The organism is Solimonas soli DSM 21787, assembly GCF_000474945.1.
GTDB lineage: Bacteria > Pseudomonadota > Gammaproteobacteria > Nevskiales > Nevskiaceae > Solimonas > Solimonas soli.
In genome coordinates this window covers 58,810-84,171 of record NZ_AXDW01000004.1, presented here as the reverse complement: position 1 = coordinate 84,171, position 25,362 = coordinate 58,810, and the positions used below count along the sequence as shown (strand labels likewise).

Below are 25,362 nucleotides of genomic sequence, written 5' to 3'. Positions count from 1 at the left end.
GCCGTCGTTGAGCCCGCCTCCGAAACCTCGAGCATCCTGAGCCGGAACCGGCTGATGGACGCGCTGTTGCGCTCGCTGACGCGGGCCGCGGCGATCATCGTCCTGGTCATGCTCGGCGGTGTCATCATCTCGCTGGTCGACGGCGCGCTGCCGGCGATCAAGACTTTCGGCTTCTCCTTCATCACCACCGAATCCTGGAACCCGGTCACCGAAAAGTTCGGCGCCGCCGCGCCGATCTACGGCACGCTGGTGACCGCGTTCATCGCCATGCTGATCGGCGTGCCGATCAGCATCGGCATCGCCATCTTCATCACCGAGCTGTGCCCGCGCTGGCTGAAACGGCCGATCTCGACGGCCATCGAACTGCTCGCCGGCATCCCCAGCATCATCTACGGCATCTGGGGCCTGTTCATCCTCGCACCGCTGCTGCAGGCCTATGTGCAGCCGGCGCTGATCGCCACGTTCGAGAACGTGCCCATGCTGAACAACCTGTTCGCCGGACCGCCTTACGGCATCGGCATCCTCACCGCGGCGCTGATCCTCAGCATCATGGTGCTGCCGTTCATCACCTCGATCACCCGCGACGTATTCGAGACGGTGCCGCCGATGCTCAAGGAATCCGCCTACGGCCTCGGCTGCACGACCTGGGAAGTGGTGCGCCACATCGTGCTGCCGTACAGCAAGACCGGCATCATCGGCGGCATCATGCTCGGCCTCGGCCGCGCACTCGGCGAAACCATGGCGGTCACCTTCGTGATCGGCAACGCGCACAGAATCCACTCCTCGCTGCTGGCGCCGGGCACGACGATCTCGGCGTCGATCGCCAACGAATTCACCGAAGCCGACGGCGTGATGTACACGTCCTCGCTGATCGCGCTCGGCCTGATCCTGTTCGTCATCACCTTCATCGTCCTGGCCTGCGCCCGCCTGCTGCTCGCGCGCATGAAGAAATCCGAGGGCCGCCACTCATGACCACGCTCACCAATCCCGAATCGCAGAAGCGATACGCTCGCCGCCGCCGCGGCCACAAGGTGGCGATGGTGCTGTCGAACGTCGCCACGCTGCTCGGCCTCATCGCTCTCGTCTGGATTCTCGCGACGCTGCTGATCAAGGGCTTCGGCGGCCTGTCGCTGGCGGTGTTCACGCAGAGCACGCCGCCGCCGGGCAATGACGGCGGCCTGCTCAATGCCATCTACGGCAGCGTCGTCCAGACCGTGATCGCGACCCTGATCGGCACGCCGATCGGCGTGCTCGCCGGCACCTACATGGCCGAGTACGGCCGCAACACCAAGCTCGCGACCGTCGTGCGCTTCATCAACGATGTGCTGCTGTCGGCGCCGTCGATCGTCGTCGGCCTGTTCGTCTACGAGATCATGGTGCAGCCGATGGGGCACTTCTCGGCCTGGGCGGGTTGCGTGGCGCTGGCCATCCTCGTGCTGCCGGTCGTCGTGCGCACGACCGAGGACATGCTGCTGCTGGTGCCGGATTCCCTGCGCGAGGCGGCGAGCGCGCTCGGCGCGCCGCGCTGGATGGTGATCCAGAAGGTCTGCTATCGCGCCGCGCGCGCCGGCCTGGTCACCGGCATGCTGCTCGCCGTCGCGCGCATCAGCGGCGAAACCGCACCGCTGCTGTTCACCTCGCTGAACAACCAGTTCTGGAGCACCAACATGAACGCCTCGATGGCGAACCTGCCGGTCGTCATCTTCCAGTTCGCGACCGCGCCATACGAGGACTGGCAGCGCCTGGCCTGGGTCGGCGCGCTGCTGATCACGCTCGCGGTCCTGACGCTGAACATCGTGGCCAGGACCCTGTCCGCGCCGCAGTCGAATGCCCGATAACATGCATACTATGGTGGACGCCCCCATGCAGACCCGTCCCAACGTCGAACTCACGAAAACCGTGCTCACCGAACCGACCGCCGAGGCGCTGCGCGAGAAGGTCTCCGTCCGCAACCTCAACTTCTACTACGGCGACTACAAGGCCCTGAAGGGCATTTCGCTGCCGCTGTACGATCGCAAGGTCACGGCCTTCATCGGTCCGTCCGGCTGCGGCAAGTCGACGCTGCTGCGCATCCTCAACCGCATGTATGACCTCTACCCCGGCCAGCGTGCCGAGGGCGAGGTGCTGCTCGACGGCAAGAACATCATCGATCCGAAGATGGATCTGAATCTGCTGCGCGCGCAGATCGGCATGGTGTTCCAGAAGCCGACGCCGTTTCCGATGTCGATCTACGACAATATCGCCTTCGGCATCCGCCTCTACGAGAAGGTGCCCAAGAGCGAGATGAACGACCGCGTCGAGGACGCGCTCAAGCGCACGGCGCTGTGGGACGAGGTCAAGGACAAGCTGCACGCCTCGGGCCTCGGCCTGTCCGGCGGCCAGCAGCAGCGCCTCTGCATCGCCCGCTCGATCGCCGTGCGTCCGCAGGTGCTGCTGCTCGACGAACCGACCTCGGCGCTCGATCCGATCTCGACGGCGAAGATCGAAGAGCTGATCTACCAGCTCAAGGTCGACTACACGATCGCCATCGTCACCCACAACATGCAGCAGGCGGCGCGCGCCGCCGACTTCTCGGCCTTCATGTATCTCGGCGAACTGGTCGAATTCGGTACCACCGACCAGGTCTTCACCAAGCCGCGCGAGTCGCGCACCGAGGATTACATCACCGGACGCTTCGGCTAGAACCTGTCAACACTGCGCGCAACGAAGGCTGCCATCGGCAGCCTTTTTTGTTTCACCCCCGGCCGGCGCCACGTGGCGCTCCGCGTCCGTTTGCGGTCCGGAAGGACCGGCACCGGCGTCGTTAGAAAATCGTGATGTCTTCGTGAATACGCGCGGTGCCAGCGCCGCGCAGGATCGTTGCGTGTCCGGGCCTCGGTAACACGCCCGGCTCCTTGCCGACGATCCGGAGATGTCGATGACCAAGCACTGGGGTGTGATGTCCACCGCGCAGGCCCGCCGTGCCCGGCCGCCCGGCAGGCTCGCGGCCGCTGTCCTGTTCGCGCTCGGCGCAGCCGCCGCATGGACGCCGGCCCGCGCGGACGACGATGCCTTCACCGTGCTGCACAGTTTCTCGCAGCTCGTCGACGGCGCCCTGCCGGTCGGCATCGTCCGCGCCTCGGACGGCAATTTCTACGGCACGACCTCGGTTGGCGGCAGCGGCGGCGTCCGCCTCGGTACGGTTTTCCGCTATACGGCCGCCGGCGACTACCGCGTGCTGCACACATTCGCCGACACCGCGGACGGTCACGGACCGGATGCCGGCGTGATCGAGGGCGGCGACGGCGCGCTCTACGGCACGACGGTGGTCGGCGGCGCCAGCGACAAGGGCACGGTGTTCCGGATCGGCAAGGACGGCACGACGAGCCTGCTGCACTCGTTCGACGGCAGCGACGGCGAGCAGCCGCACGCGACCGTGATGCAGGCCAGCGACGGCAACTTCTATGGCACCACGTCCAAGGGCGGCGCGAAGGGTCTGGGCACAGTATTCAGGCTCACGCCGGCCGGAGCGCTGACCCTGCTGCATTCTTTCTCGGGTGACGACGGGCAAACGCCCTACGGCGATCTCGTGCAGGGCGACGACGGCACGCTCTACGGCACGACCTATCAGGGCGGCGCGCACAAGCTCGGCACGGTGTTCCGCATCGCCGCCGACGGCAGCGGCTATGCGCTGTTGCATTCGTTCTCCGGACCTCCGGACGCCCTGGGGCCGCAAAGCGGGCTGGTGAAGGCCGCGGACGGCAGCTTCTACGGCACGGCCGGCGGCGGCCCCACGGGCTACGGCATCGTCTACCGCATCACCGCCGCCGGCACGCTGAGCGTGCTGCATGCCCTCGACGGCCACGCCGAAGGCGGCCTGCCGATCGCCAAGCTGCTGATCGGCGCCGACGGCGCGCTCTACGGCACGGCGTCGCAGGGCGGCGACGATGCCGGCGACGGCACGGTGTTCCGCGTCACGCCGTCGGGCACGTTCGCCGTCCTGCACACCTTCGACGGCGACGATGGCCGCTGGCCGCAGGCGGTCCTCGCGCAGGGCAGCGACGGCCTGCTTTACGGCGCGGCCTACAGCGGCGGCGCGAACGGCGACGGCACCCTGTTCCGCGTCGCCGCGACCGCCGGCGATGTCGCCGTCGTGGCGACGCCGGTGCTGTCGCCGGCCGGCGGCAGTTTCACGGCGGCGCAGAGCGTCACCATCACCGACGCCACCACCGGCGCGGCGATCCACTACAGCACCGACGGCAGCACGCCCACCGGCGCCTCCGCGCTCTACACCGGCCCCATCACGATCGCCTCGACGACCACGCTCAAAGCGATCGCGACCGCCTCGGGCTATCAGGACAGCGCCGTGATCACGGCCACGTACACGATCGCCACGGACGCGGGTTCTGGTCCGGGTTCCGGTTCTGGTTCCGGTTCTGGCGGCGGCGCGATCGGTCTCGCCTTGCTCCTGCCATTGCTCGCGGGCGTGCTCGCACGGCGCCGGCCACGTTGAGCCGGGCTTTCCTCGCACCCTGATCTGGTCTTTCCCGACGACACGGAGATTTTCGATGACGAAGTACTGCGGCGTGATTTCCTTTGGCGCAACGACCGGCGGCGGCTACGTCGCCAGCGGCGGCCACGATCCGCTGACCGGGCAGTACCACGGCGGCGCCGCGATCCCCGTCGCCGTCGAACTGGTCAGCTTCCGGATCGGCGACAAGCAATTCCGCAAGCTGCGCATGTGCCAGCAGTTCGTGTCGCAGTTCGTACACCCGGGTGACAACGCCTGCATCTACGTCTTCAAGTCGAAGGGCATCACCGATGTCATGATCGGCATCAAGTCCAGCCAGTACCCGTCCTACGCCATCAGCTTCCCGCGCTTTCTCGGCATGGTGCTCGCGCAGTACCTGTTCGGCGCCCTGGTCTGGTTCCTGCCGGCGCTCATCCTGTTCGGCTGGATCAGTCCCTTCCTCGCCTTCCTCGGCACGGTCGCGGTCCCCAGCTATGCCTCGTGGACCTTGCTGCAGGCCTACCGGGAAATGCGCGCCGACTTTTCCGGAACGGCCGTCGAACCTTAGAAGCCCTCATTGGGACTCGATCACGCGCGCGCCGAGCTGACTGGCTTGGCCGTAGCGGCTGGCAATGATCGCGTAGCGCTGCAGCCGCGCGCCGATGACCGGACCGTCGCTGCGCTGCGTCGCGCCCGCGAGCAGGAACTCGCTGTCGAGCGTGACCGAGCGGGAGCCGCCGTTCTTCTCCAGCACCTGCCGCGCGGCGTCCGCATCGAGCGGCCAGAAGTTGAGCTCGGCGTCGTTGTCGACGCTCAGGCTGACCTTCTCCTCATGGTGCGAGTCCGGCTGCGCCGTGAACGTGAAAAAGGTGCCGGGCGAGAACGCATCGAGGTAGTAGCCGCCGCGCCCCGCGTCGTACTCGCTCAGGTTTGCCGATACCTGCAGGCGCAGGCGGCCGACGCCGGCGGTGCTTGCGTAGACCGCCTGCAAGCGCTGCTGCTCGCGCTGCAAGGCGGCGGGGCGATCGAACTCATTGGCCGACTGCACCGCGTACTGCGCGGCCGCCCACTCCGCGAACGGCGGCTGCCGGCCGAGCAGGCGGTAGCCGAGCAGCACCATCTGCAGAGCGTCCGGGTTGACGAGCGACTGCCCGCCCGCGGCGCCGGTACCAGCCGGCGCGGACGCGGAAACGGCCGCCGGCCGGCCCGACGACGATGCGTCCGCGTGTGGCGCGCCCGACGCCGCCGGCGATTCCGGCGCGCCGCAGGCAGCCAGCAGGCTGGACAACAGCGCCAGCGCGGCACCGCCGACGGCGTGGCGCAGATCAGAGGTGCACATCGCTGCCTGCCTGCGCGTTCTTGACTTCTGCCTCGCGTCGCGCCTGGCCGAGTTGCCGCAGCGCGTTCTGCGTGGCCTCGGCGTGGGCGTAGAGATCGCTCTGCTGGACCATCGCGCTGTCGAACTCCAGCGCGAGCCCGGGATTCTTGCCGCTCAGCGAGATGCGCGCCCAGACGTTGAGCCCGCAGCCGTCCTTCCACTGCACATCGGTCTGCTCGCCATAGGCATGGACCGCGCCCAGGCATTGCCGGTAGAGCGGATTGGGATCGGCCAGCGGCGCGCCCCGACGATCCTGTATCCATTCGAGCTCCCGGTAGCCAGCGGTATAGCCGTTGGGCTGGTCCGAGTCCTGTGTGCGTTGCGGCGGGCCGTACTTGGCGACCAGCGCATCGACGATGGTCTGCACGGGCGGCATCTGACCGTCGCGGAAATTCCGCACCCGCCAGACCGCCACGGCCTTCTCGTGGCCGGGCGCGCCCGGCGTGGCGACGGTGACGATTTCGTCGACCCGCTCCCATTTGATGGCGCCATCGCAGGACTGCCATTCTTTCTGGTAGTTGCAGGGATGACTCTCGCCCTTCTTCACCGCGAAGCTCTGCGTGCCGAGCTCGACGCCGTAGGTGTCGAGATGATCGAGCCACTGGTTCTCGGGCTTGACCCGGGCATCCCCGCCGAGCGCGCAGCGCGCGGTGCCGAGCGCCTCGGGCAGCGTCATGCCGAGCTTGAGCCCGACGATGTCGGGCCCGGCGAGATCCTTGCGCACCGCGACCGGGCAATGCGGCATGGCCGGGCTGGCGTCAGGCGCGGCTGGGTCGGCGCCGGCCGCCGGCGCGGCATCGTGGCCGCCGCAGCCGGACACGAACGCCAGTGCGGCGGCGAACGCCATACGCCGGTTTCTGAAAATGGACATGGCGGACTCACTCGCTTTTGAAGGCAGGAGCCGATCCTGAAGATTACGCAGCGGCGCGTATTCACGACGCACTAACGTTTTTCTAACGGCAGACGTTCTCGCGCGGCATCCGGGATGCGAGAATGCACGGGGGCATCGGGGAAACGGCGAATGACACTTCAGGCACAGCCCGGCGGCGCGCAGCTGTACCGCTACCGTTTCGGCAGCGTAGAGTTCGACGAGGCACGTCTCGAGCTGCGCGTCGGCGGCCTGCCCGTCGACATGGAGCCGCGACCCTTGCAGGTGCTGGCGCTCCTGCTGCGCCACGCGGGCGAGGTCGTGACCAAGGAAGAGATTCTCGAATCGGTCTGGGCCGGCCGCGTGACCGTCGAGAATGTCCTGCCGAACGCCATCGCCAAGCTGCGCAAGGCGCTCGGCGAGAGCAACGCGGCGCTGCTGCTCACCCAGCCGCGCGTCGGCTATCGCCTCAGCGGGCGCGTCGAGCGCGTGGCGGTGGGCCGGCGGCTCGCCAGCCGCTTCGATCTGCGCGCCGGCGAAGCGGTGCCGGGACGCGAGCACTTCCTGCTGGAGAAGCAGCTCGCGAGCACGGTGGGCAGCGAAGTGTGGCTCGCACGCCACGACAAGACACAGCAGGCGCGCGTCTACAAGTTCAGCGCCGACGGCGCGCAGCTCGCCGCCCTCAAGCGCGAGGCCACGCTGTGCCGCGTGCTGCTCGAAGCGCTCGGCGAGCGCGAGGACATCGTCGGCGTGCTCGACTGGAACTTCGAAAGCGCGCCGTTCTTCCTGGAATATCCCTATGCGGGCGAAAACCTGACCGACTGGGACGGCGGCACGCGCCTGGCGCAAATGACGCTGCCGCAGCGCCTCGAACTCGCCCTGCAGATCGCCGGCGCGCTCGCCGCCGCGCACAGCGTCGGCGTGCTGCACAAGGATCTCAAGCCCGGCAACGTGCTGGTCGTGGCGAAGAACGGAGGCTGGCAACTGCGTCTCGCCGACTTCGGCAGCGGACGGCTGCTCGATCCCGAGCAGCAGCTCGCGGCACTCGGCATCACCGCGCTCGGGCTCACGCAGACGCAGGCGCCGAATTCGAGCAGCGGCACGCCGCTTTACCTCGCGCCCGAGCTCGTGCAGGGCCGCGCGCCGACCGTGCAGAGCGACGTCTACGCGCTCGGCGTGCTGCTCTATCAGATCGCCGGCGCGGACCTGCGCAAGCCCCTCGCGCCGGGCTGGGAAGCCGACATCGACGATCCGCTGCTGCGCGAGGACATCGCCGCAGCCACGCATGGCAATCCCGCGCTGCGCCTGGCCGGCGTGGCCGAGCTGACTGCGCGGCTGAACAGGCGCGATGAGCGCCGGCTGCAGCGCGAGGAAGCGCAGACGGCCGCGCGCCGTGCCGAGGCGGCGGAGCGCGCGCTGGAGCGCAGCCGCGCGCGCCGCCCGCTGCTGCTGGCCGTCATCGCGACGCTCGGCCTCGGCCTGGGCGTGAGCCTGTGGTTCTATCTGCGCGCGGCCGACACGGCGCGACAGCTGGAACGGGAGTACCGCGTTGCCCGCGCCGTTGACGACTTCATGGCGCAGGATCTGATCGGCGCCGCCAATCCCGCCGTCAGCGGCCGCTCCGGCGTCACCGTGATGGACGCCGCCAAGTCGGCGCTGCCGCACATCGAGCAGCGCTTCGGCGAGGCGCCGGAAATCCGCGCCGCCCTGCACCAGGCGATGGAGGAAGCGCTGGCCGGCCTCGCCGACTGGGAGGCGGCGATCGCCGAAGGGCGCCAGGCGATTGCGGCGTACCTGCTGGCGCAGCCGGTGGACGTACTCGCGCTGAGCGAGGCGCGCATCCGCCTCGGCTGGTGCCTGTCGCGCCAGGGGCATGAAGACGAGGCGGCGGCGGTGCTCAAGGACGCGGCGGCGGACGTGGCGCGCCTGGCACCGGCGCACCCGGAGACGCAGATCCGCTATTGGGAGGCGCTGAGCCAGATCGCCAGTGACCGGCTCGACGGCGGGGCCGCGCTGGAACTGGACCGCAAGGCCTGGGCGCTGATGCAGACGCTGCCCGACGCCGATGCCACGTTCCGCGAGCGCATCGAGTTCAATCTCTGCGAATCATTGCGCCTCGGCGGCCGCATCGCCGAGAGCGAGGCCCTGCTGCGCGATCTCGTCGCCCGGCAGACGCGGCACTGGGGCGCGACACACTGGAAGACTCAGTTCACCAGCGCCGTGCTCGGCAACAACCTGATGATCCAGCAGCGCTACGACGAGGCCATGGCCTTGCTGCCGCCGGCGATCGCCGCGCTCGACGCCGGCCTCGGCCGCGACAGCCGCCGCGCGCTGATGGTGCGCAGCATTCTCGCCGGCCTCTACGGCGCGCGGCATCAGTACGCGCAGGCGCTGCCGGTGGCGACCGAGGTGTACGAGGGCTACGCCAGACTGAGCGGCGAAAATTCGGAGCAGACGCAGATCGCGCTCAGCACGCTCGGCGTCTACACCCGTTTCGCCGGCGATCCGCAGGCGGCCGAGCCGCTGCTGCGCAAATCACTGAAACTTTCGCGGAGCCTGTATGCGGCCGACCACCCGCTGCTGCTCGGCGCCCGCTACAACCTCGCCGCCTGTCTGCTCGATCTGCATCGTCCCGCCGAGGTCGCAGCGCTGCTGCAAGGCATCGACGCCGCGCGCCTGGCCGACGGCTTCCTGCCGGCGCCTGCAGCGCCGCAGGCACTGCTCGACTATCAAGCGGGACGTCTCGCGCTGGAGCGCGGCGACGCCGCCGCCGCGCTGCCGCTGCTGCGCACAGCGGTGGCCGAGCTGAGCCGGAAGATGGCGCCGGATCTGGCGATTTTTCGCCAGCACGACGGGGACCTGGTGGCGCAGGCGCAAGCACGGCTCAAGCACGACGAGGGCAGCCAGAAGCTGCACTGAGCGGATATTCGTCCTGCGTCCGGGCGCGCTTGTTTGCGGCGCTCAATCGAACAGCAGCGGCGCCGGCGCGCGCTTTGCCGCCCCGGTCCGGTACTCGTCGCTGTCGATGCCTTGCAGATCGCGCACCAGCGCCACCGTATCGCGACCGCCGCTCTTGGCGCGATACAGCGCGATGTCGGCCAGGGTGACCAGCGTGTCGAGCGACATGCCGGGATCGAAGGCCGCGACGCCGATGCTCAGCGTCGGCCGCAGGCCCGGCACGATGCCGACGGCCGCCGCGGCGAAGCGCTGGCACAGGCGCGCGGCGACGAGCTCGGCCTGATCGGCGTCGATGCCGTCGAACAGCACGGCGAACTCGTCGCCGCCGTAGCGCGCCAGCAGGTCGGCCTCGCGCAACTGCTGTCGCGCAACCTGCGCAAAGAGCAGCAGCACCTGATCGCCCGTGGCATGACCGGCGCGGTCGTTGATCGTCTTGAAGTGATCGAGATCGATCAGTGCCAGCGCCGCCTGACGGCGGGTCCGCACGACGTGCGTCAGCTGCGCGTGCACCCGTTCGCGGAAGCCGTCGCGATTCAGCGCGCCGGTCAGGCCGTCGGTGCGCGCCGCTTGCGCCAGCGCGCGCTGGATGCGTTCGGCCGACATCATCATCAGGCCCATGTTCCAGCCCGCCAGCGCCGGCACCAGCAGGAAGATCGCCCAGGCGTGGATCGCGTTGTGGCCCATGTAATCGGTTCCCGCGCCGGCCATGGCCACGTAGAGGCTGCGCACGAGGTTGACGGACGCGCAGAGCAGCATCAGCGCCGCGCAGATCGCCGCCGCGATCGAGCCGTCGCGCCGCGCGATGCGCCGTACGCTCCACGCGTTCGCGGCCTCGATCACGGCCATCGCCAGCCCGACGACGATGATGCGCGCGCTCAGGTTCTGGCTGACGGCCGAGGGCACGGCCAGCACGGTGAACAGCAGCACGGCGAATCCGGTCGCGAACCGCAGCGGCAGTTGGCGCCCGTCGTAGGCCAGGACGCCGAACCAGGCCGCGAGCAGGGCGACGATCGCCAGCGTGTTGCCGAGCGCGATCGAGCACAGCGCGGGAATCACGTCGCGCAGGCCGACCAGCAGCATGCCCAGCGCGCCGAGCAGGTTCGCCGCCGCCCACCAGCCGACCCCGCGGTGCTCCCTACGGCGCATGAAGAACAGCAGCTCGGCCACGCCCAGCACGACCGAGGTCAGGAACATGACGAAATACAGGGTGCGGGCGTCCAGCTGCATCCCGCCATTGTCGGCCGCCGCCACCGCACCGGACGCCGCAGCCTGCGGCCGGCGCATCCGGGCGGATCAACGGTGTGGTCTGGCTGCCGTCAGGGCTTGCCGCCGTCGCTGAGTGCGGCGGGCAGCGCGTCGCCGCTCGGCTCGGCGATGCGGTGCGGCGGGAAGACGCAGATGAAGGTCGAACCGACGCCGAGCTCGCTTTCGATCTCCAGCGTCGCGTCGAAGCATTCGAGCGCGTGCTTGACGATCGACAGGCCGAGGCCGGTGCCGCCGGACGCGCGCGAGCGGCCGACGTCGACGCGGTAGAACCGCTCGGTCAGCCGCGGAATGTCCTCGGCGGCGATGCCGATGCCGGTATCGGCGACGGCGAAACAGGCGTTGCCGTGGCGGCGCTCCCAGCTCACGCGGATGACGCCGCCGGACGGCGTGTAGCGCACGGCATTGGTGAGCAGGTTGATGATGACGCTGTAGAGCTCGGTCTCGCCGCCGAGCAACAGCAGGTCGGCAGCGACCTGCTGCTCGAAGCGATGCTGGCCTTTCGACACCGCGCGCGCTTCCTCGACGGCGCGTGCGACCAGCATCGGCACCTGCAGCACTTCTTCGCGCATGTGCGCGCGCTCGCCTTCGAGGCGCGCCAGCTTCAGCATGTCGTTGACCAGCGCCTCCATGCGCAGCGCCTGGTTGCGCATTTCCTGCACCGGCGAGCGCCAGCTGGCGAGCGGACCGCTGCCGTGCGTGTCCATGTCCATCAGGTCGAGGTAGCCGCGCAGCACCGTCAGCGGCGTGCGCAGTTCATGCGAGGCGTTGGCGACGAAATCGCGACGCGCCGCCTCGAGCTGGCGGCGCTCGGAAATGTCGCGGACGATCAGCAGTTTCTGTTCGTTGCCATAGGGGATGATGCGCAGCGACAGCAGACGGTTGCGGTTGAGCGGCGACGGCGCCTCGGTCTCGTGCTCGAAGTCGCCCTTCTCGAAGAATTCGGTAAAACTCGGGTGGCGGATCAGGTTCGGCACGCGGATGCCGAGATCCTGCGGCGCGCGCAGGCCGAGCAGCTGGCGCGCCGCGGTATTGAACCAGGAAATCTCGCCGCGCTCGCCGAGCACCACGGCGCCGTCCGGCAGCGCCGCCGTGGATGCCTGGAATTCGGCGAGCATCAGCGACAGCTTCTTCTTGCGCTTGCGATTCTTGCGCTGCAGGTCGATCAGCAGATCGAACACCTCGCCCCACAGCCCGCCGATGTCCGGCAGGAAATAACGCTTCGGCGCATGCAGCCAGGCGCGCAGGCGGATCAGCTGGCGCAGCTGCAGCAGTCCGTAGGCGAGAATCGCCAGCAGGGCACCGAGCGCGGGACGCGCGAAGATCAGTCCGGCGCCGGTGCCGGCGGCGGCCACCGTCGCCAGCTTGGCGATGCCGCGCCACCACAGTTCGGCGGACGGAAAATCATCGCCTGGACGCGACGCCGACTCGGCCTGCTGTTCGTCGGACGGCGCGCCCGGCCCTGTCGTCGGCTGCGTCATGCCGGCCGCTTCAGATCTTGTCGGAAAAACGGTAGCCCGACCCGCGCACGGTCTGGATCATTTCGTCGTAGCCGAACGGTTCGAGCGCCTTGCGCAAGCGGCGGATGTGCACGTCGACCGTGCGCTCCTCGACGTAGACGTTCTGGCCCCAGACGCGATCGAGCACCTGCTCGCGCGTGTAGACGCGTTCGGGATGGCTGATGAAAAAGTGCAGAAGGCGGTATTCGGTCGGACCGAGCCGCACCGGCTGGCCCTTGGCGGTGACGCGCTGGCTGGCGGCATCGACCTCGAGGCCGTTGATCGCCAGGCGCTCCTCCTCGCCGCCCGGCGTCGCGCGGCGCAGCACGGCCTGGATGCGCGCGATCAATTCCGGGTACGAGAACGGCTTCGACACATAATCGTCGCAGCCGATGTTGAGGCCGCGGATCTTGTCCTCTTCCTCGACGCGGGCGGTCACCATGATGATCGGGATGTCGCGCGTCATCGGCTGGCTCTTCAGTTCGCGCGTCAACTCGATGCCCGACACGCCCGGCATCATCCAGTCCATCAGGATCAGGTCCGGACGCTCGTCGGCGATGCGCAGCCGCGCCTCCTGGGCGCCCGAGGCTTCGACGACGCGGAATTCGGCGCGCGACAACGCGAAGCGCAGCATCTCGCGGATCGGACCTTCGTCGTCGATGACCAGTATCAGTTTCCCGTGCATCGCCATAGCTTCCATTTAATGACAGAAAGAGCATATGAACAATGGGTGACGTTTCGATGACAGGCTGTACAAACAAGCGCTTGCCGGCGGATCGTCACGGAACTGTCCGATCGACGACATCGGCAAGGAGGTTTTGACCTGCGCGCGGGCGCTGCTTACGATGCGCGCCACGCCGCGCTGCGCGGTCCCTCGCAACCACTTGCACCCGACGGCAACGCCCCCAGACAGGGCCCGGACAAGACCGCGCCATAAGAACGGAAAGCCCATGAGCAAGCAGCACCATCGTCTCGTCATCCTCGGTTCCGGGCCGGCCGGCTACACGGCCGCGGTCTATGCGGCGCGCGCCAATCTCAAGCCGGTGCTGATCACCGGGCTCGAAGTCGGCGGCCAGCTGATGACGACGACCGAGGTCGACAACTGGCCGGGCGACGTCGAAGGCCTGCTCGGACCGGACCTCATGGCGCGCATGCAGAAGCATGCCGAGCGTTTCGACACGACCTTCATCTATGACCACATCCACTCGGTCGATCTGCAGCAGCGCCCCTTCACCCTCAAGGGCGATCAAGCGGAGTACAGCTGCGACGCGCTGATCATCGCCACCGGCGCCAGCGCCAAGTATCTCGGCCTGCCGAGCGAGCAGTCGTTCCGCGGCAAGGGCGTGTCAGCCTGCGCGACCTGCGACGGCTTCTTCTACAAGGGCCAGGAAGTCGCCGTGATCGGCGGCGGCAACACCGCCGTCGAGGAAGCGCTGTATCTGGCCAACATCGCCAGCAAGGTCACCGTCGTGCACCGCCGCGACAAGTTCAAGGGCGAGAAGATCCTGCACGACAAGCTGTTCAGGAAGCAGGCCGAGGGCAAGGTCGAGATCGTCTGGGACTCGACGCTCGACGAGGTGCTCGGCGACGACTCCGGCGTCACCGGCATGCGCGTGAAGAATCTCAAGGACGGTTCGAGCCGCGACATCGCGCTCAAAGGCGTGTTCATCGCCATCGGCCACTCGCCGAACACGGCAATCTTCGAAGGCCAGCTGAAGATGAACGGCGGTTATATCCAGGTGCATTCCGGCACCAACGGCGACGCCACGGCGACCAGCGTGCCGGGCGTGTTCGCCGCCGGCGACGTCATGGATCACGTCTATCGCCAGGCCATCACCTCGGCCGGCACCGGCTGCCAGGCCGCGCTCGACGCGGAACGCTATCTCGACAAGCTCGCGCTCGGCTGAGCCGCGCCGCGACGGCCGCGGTCCGGCGCCGCGCAAGCCCCGCTTGCGGGGCGTCCTTAACATGCGCCGATGCGCGGCGATAGCGGATAATCGGCCGTCCGCCTCCAGCGCTGCAGCCGATGAGCGAAACCGAAAGCAATAACAAGATGCGGCTCTACCGCAACCTCGCGTCGCCGTACACGCGGCGCGTGCGTGCGGTGATCGAGGAGCTCGGTCTCGCCGGGCAGATCGAGGAGGTCGACGTCGATCCCTACGCGGCGCCACCCGAATTCCTGGCGATCAACCCGCTGTCCAAGGTGCCGGTGCTGATCACCGAACAGGGCGAGGCGCTGCCGGATTCGAACCTGATCATCAGCTACCTGTTCACGCGCGGCCACGGCATGGCGGCGTTGCCGAGCGGCGCCAAGCGCTGGGCGGCGCTGCGCCGCCAGTACCTCGCCGAAGGCATCATCGACGCCGCCGTCGCCTCGACCAACGAGAAGCGCCGGCCGGAAGGCATCATCTACCAGGTGTTCCTCGACCGTCAGGTCGCGGCGATCCAGCGCGCGGTCGCACGGCTCGACGAGGAAGCGGCGGAACTGAATCAGGAGACGCCGACGACGGTCGAGATCACCATCGGCTGCGCGCTCGGCTATCTCGATTTCCGCATGCCGTATCTCGAATGGCGCAAGGGCCACGATGCCCTCGCCGCCTGGTACACGCAGTTCGGCGAGCGGCCATCGATGCAGAAGACGGCGCCGCAGCCGACGTGAGCGGTCCGGCCCTGCGCGCGTCGCGCATCGCGGCGCTGCTCCTGCTGCTGACGCTGGCCGCCTGCGCGGGCCATGTGCGTCCCGATCCGGCGAACGACGCGACGCGGCGCGAAATCGTGCTCGACGCGCTCGGCCAGGTCGGCCGTCCGTATCGCTATGGCGGCGCCTCGCCGGCCGGCTTCGATTGCAGCGGCCTCGTGCAATACGTCTACGCCCAGGCCGGCATTGCCCTGCCGCGCACGACACGCGAACAGCACAAGCTCGGCCGCAAGATCGATCTCGAGGATGCGGTGCCCGGCGATCTGCTCTTCTACAGCTTCAGTGGTCGCGGCATCGATCACGTCGCCATCTATCTCGGCGACGACGAGGCCGTGCACGCACCCGCCAGCGGCCGCGCCGTGATCGTCGCCGGCGTGCATCTCGAATACTGGAAACGGCACTTCGTCGACGCGGTGCGCGTGTTGCCTTGACTCCCGCATCGCCGTGCCGTGAATGGGCGCGCCGCCACGCTGCCGCATCGGCTTCGTGTCGAAGCTTGCGTTTCGCCGTTTCGGACGCCCTGCTTTTCCTTGCAAACGGAAGTCAGTCGCCGCAAGGCGCAAGCAGCAGGCGGGATCAGCGAGGACCCGCAGAAGCGGCCGATCGCTCCCGCGCGCCGCTCAGTCGACCACTTCGAGCATCAGATCGAGCGCCGCGCGCGCCGGCGACGCGACGTCTTCCGGCACGCGGATGCGGTTCACCGTCCGGCCGGCGACGAGATTGTCGAGCGTCCACGCCAGATGCTGCGGATCGGTGCGGAACATGGTCGAGCACATGCACACCGTCGGCGACATGAACTCCACCGTCACGCCCTTCTCCTTCATCTCGTCGGCGAGGCGGTTGACGAGATTCAGCTCGGTGCCGACCAGCCAGTGATCGCCGGCACGCGAGGCGCGCACCGTGCGCAGGATGTATTCCGTCGAGCCGACGTAATCGCTGGCCTCGCAGACGGCGAGCGCGTTCTCCGGATGGCTGATGACCTTGCCGTCCGGCACGCGCTTGCGGAAGTTCTCGATGTGCGTCGGCTGGAACATCTGGTGCACCGAGCAGAAGCCGCGCCAGAGGATCATCTTCGCGGCCCTGATCTGCTGCGGCGTATTGCCGCCGAGCGGCTTGCTGAAATCCCAGACGACCATTTCGTCGAGGGCGATGCCCATGTTCTTCGCGGTATTGCGGCCGAGATGCTGGTCCGGGAAGAACAGCACCTTCTCGCGGCGCGCGAAGCTCCATTCGAGCACGGCGCGTGCATTGCTCGATGTGCAGACGATGCCGCCGTGCTGGCCGCAGAAGGCCTTCAGATCGGCGGCTGAATTGATGTAGGTGACCGGCGTCACGCACTGGTCCGGATCGAGGACTTCCGACAGCTCGGCCCAGCACCTGCGCACCTTGACCAGGTTCGCCATGTCGGCCATCGAGCAGCCGGCGGCGAGGTCCGGCAGGATCACCGTGCGCTTGCCGTGCGTGAGGATGTCGGCGACTTCGGCCATGAAATGCACGCCGCAGAAGACGATGAAATCCGCCTGCGTGGTCGCCGCCAGCTGCGAGAGCTTCAGCGAATCGCCGGTGAAATCGGCGTGCTTGAACACCTCGTTGCGCTGGTAGTGGTGACCGAGGATGCACAGGCGATCGCCGAGGATCTTCTTGGCGGCGACGATGCGCGCATCGCATTCGCCGTCGTCGAGCAGATTGAATTCTTCGATCTTCAGGGCTGCTGCCATCTCACACCTCCACTACGGGCTTGGCGCCGGCCTCAGGCCGCCGCCGTTTCCTTCGGCTGCACCGTGGAACGGATGCTCAGTTCGCGCAGCTGGCGCAGGTCGACCTCGCTCGGCGCCGAGGTCAGCGGATCGTGCGCGGTCTGCGTCTTCGGGAAGGCGATCACTTCGCGGATCGACTGGCCGCCGGCCATCAGCATGACGAGGCGGTCGAGGCCGATCGCCAGGCCGCCGTGCGGCGGCGCGCCGAACGACAGCGCCTCGAGCAGGAAGCCGAATTTCTCCTTCTGCTCCTCGGGGCCGATGCCGAGCAGGTCGAACACCGCCTGCTGCACGTCCGGCGCGTGGATGCGCACCGAACCGCCGCCGATCTCGACGCCGTTGAGCACGATGTCGTAGCCCTGCGACAGCGTCGCGCCGGGATTCGCGCGCAGCGCCGCCGCATCGAAGGGCTTCGGCGCGGTGAACGGATGGTGCAGCGAGACCCAGCGACCGTCGTCCTCGTCCCACTCGAACATCGGCCAGTCGACCACCCAAAGCGCCTTCCAGGCGCTTTGGGTAAGACCCAAGTCTTGTCCAAGCTTTAGGCGCAAAGCGCCTAAAGCATCGGTGACGATCTTACTCTTGTCGGCGCCGAAGAAGATGACGTCGCCGGTCTGTGCGCCGGTGCGCTCGAGAATGCCGGTCAGGGCGGCGTCGTGCAAGTTCTTGACGATCGGCGAACGCAGGCCGTCGCGGCCCTTGGCCTTGTCGTCGACGACGATGTACGCGAGACCGCGCGCGCCGTAGACCTTGACGAATTCGGTGTACTTGTCGATCTCGCCGCGCGACAGCCTGGCACCGCCCGGCACGCGCAGCGCGGTGACGCGGCACTTCGGATCACTGGCCGGCGCCGAAAACACCTTGAAATCGACGTCGGCGACGAGGTCTTTCACATCGACCAGTTCGAGCGGATTGCGCAGGTCCGGCTTGTCGGAGCCGTAGCGGCGCATCGCCTCCTCGAAGCTCATGTGCGGCAGCGTGCCGAGATCGACGTCGAGCACGGCCTTGAACAGATCCTTCACCAGGCCCTCGATCAGCGCCATGATCTGTTCCTGGCTCAGGAACGAGGTCTCGACGTCGAGCTGCGTGAATTCCGGCTGGCGGTCGGCGCGCAGGTCCTCGTCGCGGAAGCAGCGCGCGATCTGGTAGTAGCGGTCGAGGCCGGACATCATCAGCAGCTGCTTGAACAGCTGCGGCGACTGCGGCAATGCGAAGAACTTGCCCGGGTGTGTACGCGACGGCACCAGATAGTCGCGCGCGCCTTCCGGCGTCGCCTTGGTCAGGATCGGCGTCTCGACATCGACGAAACCGTTGGCATCCATGAAATCGCGGATGCGCTTGATGACGTCGTGGCGCAGGCGCAGGTTCTTCTGCATCTGCGGACGACGCAGGTCGAGGTAGCGGTACTTGAGGCGCGTGTCCTCGCCGACCGTTTCGTCGTCGATGTGGAACGGCGGGGTTTCCGCCTTGTTCAGCAGCTCGCATTCCTTGGCCAGCAACTCGATCTTGCCGGTCGTCAGGTTCGCATTCTCGGTGCCGGTCGGGCGCGGCCGCACGCGGCCGGTGATCTTGACCACGTATTCGGAGCGCAGCTTGTCGGCGGCGGCGAACGCCTTCTGCGTGTCCGGATCGAACACGCATTGCAGCAGGCCCTCGCGGTCACGCAGGTCGATGAAGATCACGCCGCCGTGATCGCGCCGGCGATGAACCCAGCCGCAGACGGTGACGGTTTCTCCGGTCAGCGCTTCGGTGACCTGGCCGCAATAGTGACTACGCATCGATGAGTTCTGGAGAGAATCCGCGCCGGCGGATCTGGGGTTTCGGGGACGGGGCGGAGGCCCCGGCTACGGGGCGCGTAGTGTAACCGCGTGCGGTGGGGGCGTGCTGACGCGCCGGAATGCCAAAAGCCGGCGCGCCGCATGGCGACGCGCCGGCCCGCAGCGCGCGTCTTACGCCGCTTCGCTCTTGGCGGCGCAGCCCGGCGCCGCGCAGCCACCCGGCGCGCAGGCCTCGGCGCCGCCGCTCTTCTCGCCGCCGCCCTTGTCGGCGAGGTTCTTCTTGCCGCCGGACTTGAAGTCGGTCTCGTACCAGCCGCCGCCGCTCAGACGGAAGCCGGCCGCGGAGACCTGCTTGACGAGCCCCGGCTTGCCGCACTCCGGGCAGTCCTGGGCCGGCGGATCGGAGATCTTGTGCATGACCTCGGTGTCGGCACCGCAGGCTGTGCAGTGGTAGTCGTAAATCGGCATGACGTTCCTCGAGAAACTGGGTGAACCGGCACCGCCTTGGGGGCGGCGGCGCGTATTTTCAAGAAGCCGGGTGCCGCGGTCCAGCGCTAGCCCGACGCCGTGCGCGGGGCGAGACGCGCCCGCTGCGGCAGGATCAGGTGGATCTGCGCGCCGCCGGCATGCGGCTCGGCCCAGATTTCGCCCTCGTGATGGGCCACGATCTTGCGGCAGATCGCCAGACCCATGCCGGTGCCCGCGAATTCCTCGTGCGGATGCAGGCGCCGGAATGGCGCGAAGACGTGGTCGACTTCCGCGGCCGGAATGCCGATGCCGTTGTCGGTGAGCGTGAAATGCCAGTCTTCGTTCTGCCGCCGCGCGCGGATGGTGACGCGCGGTTTCTGGCCCGGCGGCTGGAACTTCAGCGCGTTGCCGATGAGGTTCTGGAACAGCTGCACGAGCAGCGCGTGATCGGCGGTGACGGTCGGCAGGTCCGGCGCGATGATCTCCGCGCCGAGCCGCTCGATTTCGCCGGCCAGCTGCTCGCGCACCACACGCAGATCCTCGTCGAGCGATTTTTCCTCGATGCGCGCCTCGCTGCGGCCGACGCGCGACAGCTGCAGCAGCGCGTCGACCAGCTGCTGCATCTGCTGCACGCCCTGCGTCATGTACTGCAGGTACATGCGCGCGTCGCCCTCCAGCGTGTCGCCATAGCGCTGCGCGAGCAGGCGGGCGAAGCCGTCGATGTTGCGCAAGGGCGTCTGCAGATCGTGCGAGGCCGCGTAGGCGAACTGCTCGAAATCCGCCGCCGAGCGCCGGTAGTCGGCCAGCGCGGAACGCAGATGCTGCTCGGCCGCCTCGCGCAGCAGCAGTTCCTCGCGCAGCTTCTCGACCGAGTGGTCCGCCGCCATTTCCTCGGCCTCGCCGAGATGGCCGATCCAGTGCGCGGCGAACAGGCCGGCGCAGCTGATCAGCATGGCCGCGCACAGTGCCATCAGCAGGCGCTGCTCGAACTGGCCGGCCGACAGCATGATCCAGCCGCCGATCGCCAGCAGCACGCAGATCGCCCCGGCCCGCGGCCAGTCGAACGGCCGCTGGCGCGCGTTCCACGTCGCGAACAGGCCGGCGACCGCGGCGAGCAGGCAGGCCGCCGCGACGAGACCGTGGAGAAGCGACAGCGTGTTCACTGATTCCATGAGTTCCGCGCAAAAGCCGGTGCATCCTGCGACCGCCGCGGCGATCGTAGAATGCGCGGCGGCGGCCAGACATTCCGTTCGTCCCCTGAAAAACCGCCGTTCACCGATCCTCCTTCGCCGCCCCTGGCCCACGATGCGCAACGATCTTCGCCGCGGCGCCCTGCACGCGCTGTATGCCGCCGCCGCCTTCTCCGCGACCGGCGTCTGCATCAAGGCCGCCGCGGCGACCACGGCCAACGAGATGGTGGTCTTCATCCGCTGCGCGGTCAGCCTACTGGCTTTTGCGCCCTGGCTGCTGCGACACGGATCGCAGGGCCTGCGCACGCGGCGCCTCGGCGGCCACCTCTGGCGCTCGGTCTTCGGCGTCGCCGCGATGTACTGTTTTTTCTACGCGATCGCCCAGCTGCCGCTGGCCTCGGCCATGCTGCTGACCTATTCGACGCCGCTGTGGCTGCCCTTCATCGCCTGGTGGTGGCTCGGCGAGCGGCCGACGGCGATGGCTTTTCCGGCCGCGCTCATCGGTCTCGCCGGCGTCGCGCTCATCGTGCATCCGCGCGGCAACGACTTCGGCGCGCTCGGCCTCGCCGGCATCGTCGGCGCCGGCTCGGGCCTGCTCGCCGCCTGCGCCATGGTCAGCGTCCGCCGCATCTCCGATTCCGAGCCGGCCGAGCGCATCGTCTTCTACTTCGCCCTGCTGGCGACGCTGGTCTCCGCGCTGCCGCTGCCGTGGCGCTGGCAGACGCCGGAGCCGCGCGCGCTGCTGCTGCTGATCGCCGCCGGCATCGCCGCCACCGTCGGCCAGTTGCACCTGACGCGCGCCTACAGCTGGGCGCCGGCCGCGCAGGTCGGGCCCTTCACCTATGCCTCGGTGCTGTTCTCGGCGGCGCTGGCCTGGCTGCTCTGGGGCGAACGCCTCGATCGCTGGGCCGGGCTCGGCGTGGCGCTGGTGATCGCGACCTGCGTGCTGATCAGCCGGCGCGCGGCGCCGCGCACCGCCTGAGGCGCGCTCAGGGCGCCGCCAGCACCTCGACCCGCGCGTCAGGCCAGGCCGACAGGCCGTCGAGGAAGTGCGCGTAGGCGGCCGCGGCGGCGGCGCGCGGCCCCTTGAAGCCGAACTCGATGTGGCGCGGCCGCTCGGGGCCGCCGCGCGACGGCAGGCTCGACAGCTTGATCTGCGGCTGCACGCGCAGCGTCTCCTGCATCAGCGGCAGAAGGTCGCCCTCGCCGCTGGTGCCGATCACGCGCAGGCGGAATTCGACGTCCGGATCGGCGCGATGCAGCGCGCGCAGCTCGGTGTCGAGCACCCATTCCAGCATCGGCCACGCCATCTCCGGAAAGCCCGGCACGAAATAGCAGCGGCCGATCGAGAAGCCGGCGACGCGGTTCACCGGATTCGGGATCAGCGCCGCGCCGCGCGGGAAATCCGCCATCAGCACGCGGTTCGGAAACGCCGCGGCGCCGTACTGTCCGGTGATCAGCGCCTCGGCCTCGCGGTGCCGCTCCACCGGCACGCCGAAAGCGCGCGCCGCGGCCTGCCGCGTGCAGTCGTCCGGCGTCGCACCGATGCCGCCGCAGGACAGTACGACGTCGCCGCGCGCCGCCGCCGCGGCGAGCGCCGCGGCGATCGCCGCCTCGTCGTCGCCGAGGAACTGCGCCCAGCCGAGCTCGATACCGCGCGCGCGCAGCAGCTCGATCACCTTGGCGAAATGCCGGTCCTGCCGCTTGCCGCTGAGAATCTCGTCGCCGATGACGAGCAGACCCACCTTCATGTCGTCTCCCTGCACTTCATGGCCGGCGGCGCGCCGGCCTGTTCGCGACGCGCGTGCCGCGCGCCGCCTTGCGCCGCGCCGCCGCCAGCGCCAGACGCGCCCAGGGCAGCAGTTCGTCGCCGTCGTCGAGCGCCGCTTCCGGCACCGTGTAGTAATCCATGCGCTGCTCGATGCCGCGCATCGTCACCGTGAAGGGGCGCTGCGCGGCGGCGACGAAACGCTCGCGGCTCTCGTCGTCCGCCTTCAGATACAGCACATCGTCGAGCACGATGGCGAAGAACAGCTCGTCGGCGTATAGCCCCCAGCCGCCGAACATGGCCTTGGCGCGCAGCGCGCCGAGCGGCGCCAGCAGTTCGCAGACATACGCGACGAATTCACTGCGGCGCGCCATGCGTTTCCTCGACCGGGGACGGATGCCGGCGATCTTACGACGACGCGCGGCCGGCTCGCAGCGCTTGCCGGCACGGCGTCCCTGCCGTCATGCTGCGGCACCGATAACAAAACGCTTCACGCACCGGAGAAAAAGCGATGAACGTGCTGATCCCGATCGCCGATGGTTCCGAATCGCTGGAAACCGTCGCCATCGTCAATGTCCTGCGCCGCGGCGGCATCGAGGCGACCGTGGCCGCCATCGGCAAAAGCCGCGAGGTGCGCGGCACCCGCGACATCGCGCTGCTCGCCGACGCCTTGTTCGACGAGGTCGCCGGCCGCGAGTTCGACGCCATCGTCCTGCCGGGCGGCGAGGCCGGCGCGCGCGCGCTCGGCGCGCACGCGCCGCTCGTCGAGAAGCTGAAGGCGCAGCGTCTCGCGCATCGCTGGTTCGGCGGCATCTGCGCCGCGCCGGCGCTGGCGCTGGCGCCGCACGGTCTGCTCGACGGCAAGCAGGCGACCTGCTACCCGGCCTTCCGCGATCAGCTGCTGCACTGGGTCGACCAGCCGGTGGTCGCCGACGGCCATTGCATCACCAGCCAGGGGCCGGCGACGGCGATCGACTTCGGCCTCGGCCTGCTCGAGAAGCTCGCCGGCGAGGTCACCCGCCACGACGTGGCGACGGCGATGCTCGCCGAGCGCTGAGCGGCGCCGTGCAAAATGCCGGCGCGGCGCGATCGGGCCGGCAAACGAAAACGCCCGCTCAAAGCGGGCGTTTTCCGTATCCGGCGGGCTTCAGGCGGCCTTCTTGCCGACCGCCTCGCTGAGCATCTTCTGCAGCTCGCCGCTCTGATAGAGATCGAGCGTGATGTCGCAGCCGCCGACCAGTTCGCCCTTGACGTAGAGCTGCGGGAAGGTCGGCCAGTTGGCGAACTTCGGCAGGGCGCGATAGATCTCTTCGTCCTCGAAGATGTTCACGTAGGAGAACGGCACCTCGCAGGCCTTGAGGGCCTGCACGGCACGCGCCGAGAAGCCGCACTGCGGGAAATCCGGCGTTCCCTTCATGTACAGAATGATCGGGTTGTCAGTGACTTGCTTCTTGATTCTTTCCAGGGCATCCATGGTGCTCTCCGAGACGAGGAGTCCAGACGGCCGCGGATTATACGCGCGCGCCTCGCGCGCTGCTGCCGGTCTTTTCCTCTGGTATTGATATCGCTGGTGGTATTCGCCTATTTTGTGAGGCCCCACGAGCCAGTAAGCGCTTTCCGCGCCGAACCAGCACCACGAGGAAAAATCACATGGCTTTGACTCTTCCCGAGCTTCCGTACGCCCGCGACGCGCTCGCTCCCCACATGTCCGCCGAAACGCTCGACTTCCACTACGGCAAGCATCACAAGGCCTATGTCGACAACGGCAACAAGCTGATCGCCGGCACCGAATTCGAGAACATGGCGCTCGAGGACATCGTCAAGAAGTCCTCCGGCAAGATCTTCAACAATGCCGCGCAGGTCTGGAACCATAACTTTTTCTGGAACTCGCTGACCCCGAACCAGAAGGCCCCGGGCAAGAAGTTGACCGACGCATTGGTCAAACAGTTCGGCGGCGTCGAGGATTTCAAGAAGCAGTTCACCGAGGCCGCGATCGGCCAGTTCGGTTCGGGCTGGGCCTGGCTGGTGCAGAACGCCGACGGCTCGCTGGCGATCACCACGACCGCCAATGCCGACAACCCGCTGACCAAGGGCCAGAAGCCGCTGCTGACCTGCGACGTCTGGGAGCACGCCTACTACGTCGACTACCGCAACGCCCGCCCGAGCTTCCTCGAGCATTTCTGGGCGCTCGCCAACTGGGACTTCGCCGAGAAGAATCTCGCCTGATGAGATCTTGCCCGTTGGGGTAAAATCCCCCAGCCTGTTGGGCCGAGGGCCGCGCTTGCGCGGCCCTCGCCGTTTTTCGATGTCGCCGCGTCCGCTGCCGACGTAGAAGAGAGTTGTCATGCCGCGCCATTTCCTCAAGCTGTCCGATCTCGCACCCGCCGAGGCGCGGCAGGTCGTCGCCCGTGCCAGCGCGCTGAAGCGGCAGACGGACACCGGCTACCGGCCGTTCACCGGCAAGACGCTGGCGATGATCTTCACCAAGAATTCGACGCGCACGCGCGTCAGCTTCGAGGCCGGCATGGCGCGCTTCGGCGGTCACGCCCTGTTCCTGCATTCGGCGGCGACGCAGCTCGGCCGCGACGAACCGATCAGCGACACCGCGCAGGTGCTGTCGCGCATGTGCAGCGCCATCATGATCCGCAACGACTCGCAGCGCGATCAGCAGGAACTCGCCGCGAATTCGCGCGTGCCGGTCATCAATGGGCTCTCCGATCTGCATCATCCCTGCCAGCTGCTCGCCGACCTGCAGACCTGGTTCGAGCACCGCGGCGATCCGCGCGGCAAGACCGCCGCCTGGATCGGCGACGGCAACAACGTCTGCCACTCGTTCATCGAAGCCGCGGCGCTGTTCGAGTTCAAGCTGAAGATCGCCGCGCCGATCGGCTACGCGCCGGACGCGCAGCTGGTCCGCGCCGCCGGCGGCGCCGTCGAGCTGGTCGACACGCCGCAGCTCGCCGCGACGGGCGCCGATCTGATCGTCACCGACACCTGGACCAGCATGGGACAGGAAGCGGAGACGCAGAAGCGCCTGCAGGCCTTCGCCGGCTATCAGGTCGACGCGGCGCTGATGAAGCTGGCCAGGCCCGAGGCGATCTTCCTGCATTGCCTGCCCGCGCATCGCGGCGAGGAAGTCGCCGCCGAGGTCATCGACGGTCCGCAGTCGGTGATCTACGACGAGGCGGAGAACCGTCTGTGGGCGCAGATGGCCCTGCTCGAGTTCCTGCTGCAGTAGAAGCCGCCGC

At 68.3% G+C, this 25,362-nt stretch carries 25 protein-coding genes; 13 read left to right on the top strand and 12 right to left on the bottom strand.

The features are described from left to right. Positions 1-54 precede the first annotated feature (54 nt). The 5 genes from pstC to K344_RS0103060 all read left to right on the top strand — a co-directional run bounded on the left by pstC (position 55) and on the right by K344_RS0103060 (position 5,057). On the top strand, positions 55-972 hold the full coding sequence (gene pstC / locus K344_RS0103080) for a phosphate ABC transporter permease subunit PstC (protein WP_051361822.1): 918 nt from the start codon (positions 55-57) through the stop codon (positions 970-972). Then, positions 969-1,838 (top strand): phosphate ABC transporter permease PstA, encoded by an 870-nt coding sequence (gene pstA / locus K344_RS0103075; protein WP_028079445.1) that lies wholly within the window; start codon positions 969-971, stop codon positions 1,836-1,838. Before pstC ends, pstA begins: the two co-directional genes overlap by 4 nt. 25 nt (positions 1,839-1,863) lie before the next feature. Further along, a complete protein-coding gene (gene pstB / locus K344_RS0103070) occupies positions 1,864-2,682 on the top strand; it encodes a phosphate ABC transporter ATP-binding protein PstB (protein WP_245586090.1) in 819 nt (272 codons plus the stop codon). Positions 2,683-2,911: 229 nt separating this feature from the next. Beyond that, the gene (locus K344_RS22740; protein ID WP_028079443.1) at positions 2,912-4,492 is read left to right on the top strand and encodes a choice-of-anchor tandem repeat GloVer-containing protein; all 1,581 of its coding nucleotides are present in this window, start codon (positions 2,912-2,914) and stop codon (positions 4,490-4,492) included. A 55-nt stretch (positions 4,493-4,547) separates the two neighbouring features. Then, positions 4,548-5,057 carry a hypothetical protein gene (locus K344_RS0103060; RefSeq protein WP_028079442.1) on the top strand — a complete coding sequence of 170 codons (510 nt, stop codon included), beginning with the start codon at positions 4,548-4,550 and terminating at the stop codon, positions 5,055-5,057. A gap of 6 nt (positions 5,058-5,063) precedes the next feature. Here the strand turns inward: K344_RS0103060 and K344_RS0103055 are convergent, their stop codons facing one another. Further along, complete coding sequence (locus tag K344_RS0103055) at positions 5,064-5,828, bottom strand: hypothetical protein (RefSeq protein WP_028079441.1); 765 nt, start codon at positions 5,826-5,828, stop codon at positions 5,064-5,066. After that, the gene (locus K344_RS0103050; protein ID WP_157622728.1) at positions 5,815-6,810 is read right to left on the bottom strand and encodes a hypothetical protein; all 996 of its coding nucleotides are present in this window, start codon (positions 6,808-6,810) and stop codon (positions 5,815-5,817) included. The genes K344_RS0103055 and K344_RS0103050 overlap by 14 nt, the downstream gene beginning before the upstream one ends. A 78-nt stretch (positions 6,811-6,888) precedes the next feature. Between K344_RS0103050 and K344_RS19870 the strand changes: the two genes are divergently transcribed. After that, positions 6,889-9,654: a protein kinase domain-containing protein gene (locus tag K344_RS19870; protein WP_051361821.1), complete on the top strand. Its 2,766-nt coding sequence runs from the start codon at positions 6,889-6,891 to the stop codon at positions 9,652-9,654. A gap of 42 nt (positions 9,655-9,696) precedes the next feature. Here K344_RS19870 and K344_RS24765 read toward each other — a convergent pair whose 3' ends face one another. The 3 genes from K344_RS24765 to phoB form a co-directional block, all read right to left on the bottom strand. After that, positions 9,697-10,920 carry a GGDEF domain-containing protein gene (locus K344_RS24765; RefSeq protein WP_169729226.1) on the bottom strand — a complete coding sequence of 408 codons (1,224 nt, stop codon included), beginning with the start codon at positions 10,918-10,920 and terminating at the stop codon, positions 9,697-9,699. Between the two features lie 89 nt (positions 10,921-11,009). Further along, a complete protein-coding gene (gene phoR / locus K344_RS0103035) occupies positions 11,010-12,437 on the bottom strand; it encodes a phosphate regulon sensor histidine kinase PhoR (RefSeq protein ID WP_084196894.1) in 1,428 nt (475 codons plus the stop codon). 10 nt (positions 12,438-12,447) lie between these two features. Continuing rightward, on the bottom strand, positions 12,448-13,140 hold the full coding sequence (gene phoB / locus K344_RS0103030) for a phosphate regulon transcriptional regulator PhoB (RefSeq protein WP_211234461.1): 693 nt from the start codon (positions 13,138-13,140) through the stop codon (positions 12,448-12,450). Positions 13,141-13,405: 265 nt separating this feature from the next. Between phoB and trxB the strand changes: the two genes are divergently transcribed. The 3 genes from trxB to K344_RS0103015 all read left to right on the top strand — a co-directional run bounded on the left by trxB (position 13,406) and on the right by K344_RS0103015 (position 15,584). Beyond that, on the top strand, positions 13,406-14,362 hold the full coding sequence (gene trxB, locus K344_RS0103025; protein WP_028079437.1) for a thioredoxin-disulfide reductase: 957 nt from the start codon (positions 13,406-13,408) through the stop codon (positions 14,360-14,362). Between the two features lie 119 nt (positions 14,363-14,481). Continuing rightward, positions 14,482-15,114 (top strand): glutathione S-transferase family protein, encoded by a 633-nt coding sequence (locus tag K344_RS0103020; RefSeq protein ID WP_051361819.1) that lies wholly within the window; start codon positions 14,482-14,484, stop codon positions 15,112-15,114. Next, complete coding sequence (locus tag K344_RS0103015) at positions 15,111-15,584, top strand: C40 family peptidase (protein WP_245586088.1); 474 nt, start codon at positions 15,111-15,113, stop codon at positions 15,582-15,584. Before K344_RS0103020 ends, K344_RS0103015 begins: the two co-directional genes overlap by 4 nt. 189 nt (positions 15,585-15,773) lie before the next feature. Here K344_RS0103015 and nadA read toward each other — a convergent pair whose 3' ends face one another. The 4 genes from nadA to K344_RS24260 form a co-directional block, all read right to left on the bottom strand. After that, positions 15,774-16,871, bottom strand: coding sequence for a quinolinate synthase NadA (gene nadA / locus K344_RS0103010; RefSeq protein ID WP_028079434.1), 1,098 nt, complete (start codon positions 16,869-16,871; stop codon positions 15,774-15,776). Positions 16,872-16,903: 32 nt separating this feature from the next. Further along, complete coding sequence (gene aspS / locus K344_RS0103005; protein WP_028079433.1) at positions 16,904-18,688, bottom strand: aspartate--tRNA ligase; 1,785 nt, start codon at positions 18,686-18,688, stop codon at positions 16,904-16,906. Positions 18,689-18,859: 171 nt separating this feature from the next. Next, a complete protein-coding gene (locus tag K344_RS0103000; RefSeq protein ID WP_028079432.1) occupies positions 18,860-19,156 on the bottom strand; it encodes an FmdB family zinc ribbon protein in 297 nt (98 codons plus the stop codon). A gap of 86 nt (positions 19,157-19,242) precedes the next feature. Next, entirely contained in the window at positions 19,243-20,328 is a 1,086-nt protein-coding gene (locus K344_RS24260; RefSeq protein WP_051361818.1) for a sensor histidine kinase, read from the bottom strand. Between the two features lie 133 nt (positions 20,329-20,461). Here K344_RS24260 and K344_RS23800 point away from each other — a divergent pair, with 133 nt between their 5' ends. Beyond that, positions 20,462-21,328: a DMT family transporter gene (locus K344_RS23800; RefSeq protein ID WP_028079431.1), complete on the top strand. Its 867-nt coding sequence runs from the start codon at positions 20,462-20,464 to the stop codon at positions 21,326-21,328. Positions 21,329-21,335: 7 nt separating this feature from the next. On the opposite strand, the gene K344_RS19855 is transcribed toward K344_RS23800, so the two are convergent. Further along, the gene (locus tag K344_RS19855; protein ID WP_043113664.1) at positions 21,336-22,097 is read right to left on the bottom strand and encodes a competence/damage-inducible protein A; all 762 of its coding nucleotides are present in this window, start codon (positions 22,095-22,097) and stop codon (positions 21,336-21,338) included. A 16-nt stretch (positions 22,098-22,113) separates the two neighbouring features. Further along, positions 22,114-22,488 (bottom strand): TfoX/Sxy family protein, encoded by a 375-nt coding sequence (locus K344_RS0102980; RefSeq protein ID WP_028079430.1) that lies wholly within the window; start codon positions 22,486-22,488, stop codon positions 22,114-22,116. A 137-nt stretch (positions 22,489-22,625) separates the two neighbouring features. On the opposite strand from K344_RS0102980, the gene K344_RS0102975 reads away from it, so the two are divergent. Next, the gene (locus K344_RS0102975; RefSeq protein ID WP_028079429.1) at positions 22,626-23,171 is read left to right on the top strand and encodes a DJ-1 family glyoxalase III; all 546 of its coding nucleotides are present in this window, start codon (positions 22,626-22,628) and stop codon (positions 23,169-23,171) included. Positions 23,172-23,261: 90 nt separating this feature from the next. Here K344_RS0102975 and grxD read toward each other — a convergent pair whose 3' ends face one another. Then, positions 23,262-23,588: a Grx4 family monothiol glutaredoxin gene (gene grxD / locus K344_RS0102970; protein ID WP_028079428.1), complete on the bottom strand. Its 327-nt coding sequence runs from the start codon at positions 23,586-23,588 to the stop codon at positions 23,262-23,264. Between the two features lie 176 nt (positions 23,589-23,764). Between grxD and K344_RS0102965 the strand changes: the two genes are divergently transcribed. Both K344_RS0102965 and argF read left to right on the top strand, forming a co-directional pair. Beyond that, complete coding sequence (locus K344_RS0102965) at positions 23,765-24,340, top strand: superoxide dismutase (protein WP_028079427.1); 576 nt, start codon at positions 23,765-23,767, stop codon at positions 24,338-24,340. A 118-nt stretch (positions 24,341-24,458) separates the two neighbouring features. Continuing rightward, a complete protein-coding gene (argF, locus tag K344_RS0102960; RefSeq protein ID WP_028079426.1) occupies positions 24,459-25,352 on the top strand; it encodes an ornithine carbamoyltransferase in 894 nt (297 codons plus the stop codon). Positions 25,353-25,362: the final 10 nt, after the last annotated feature.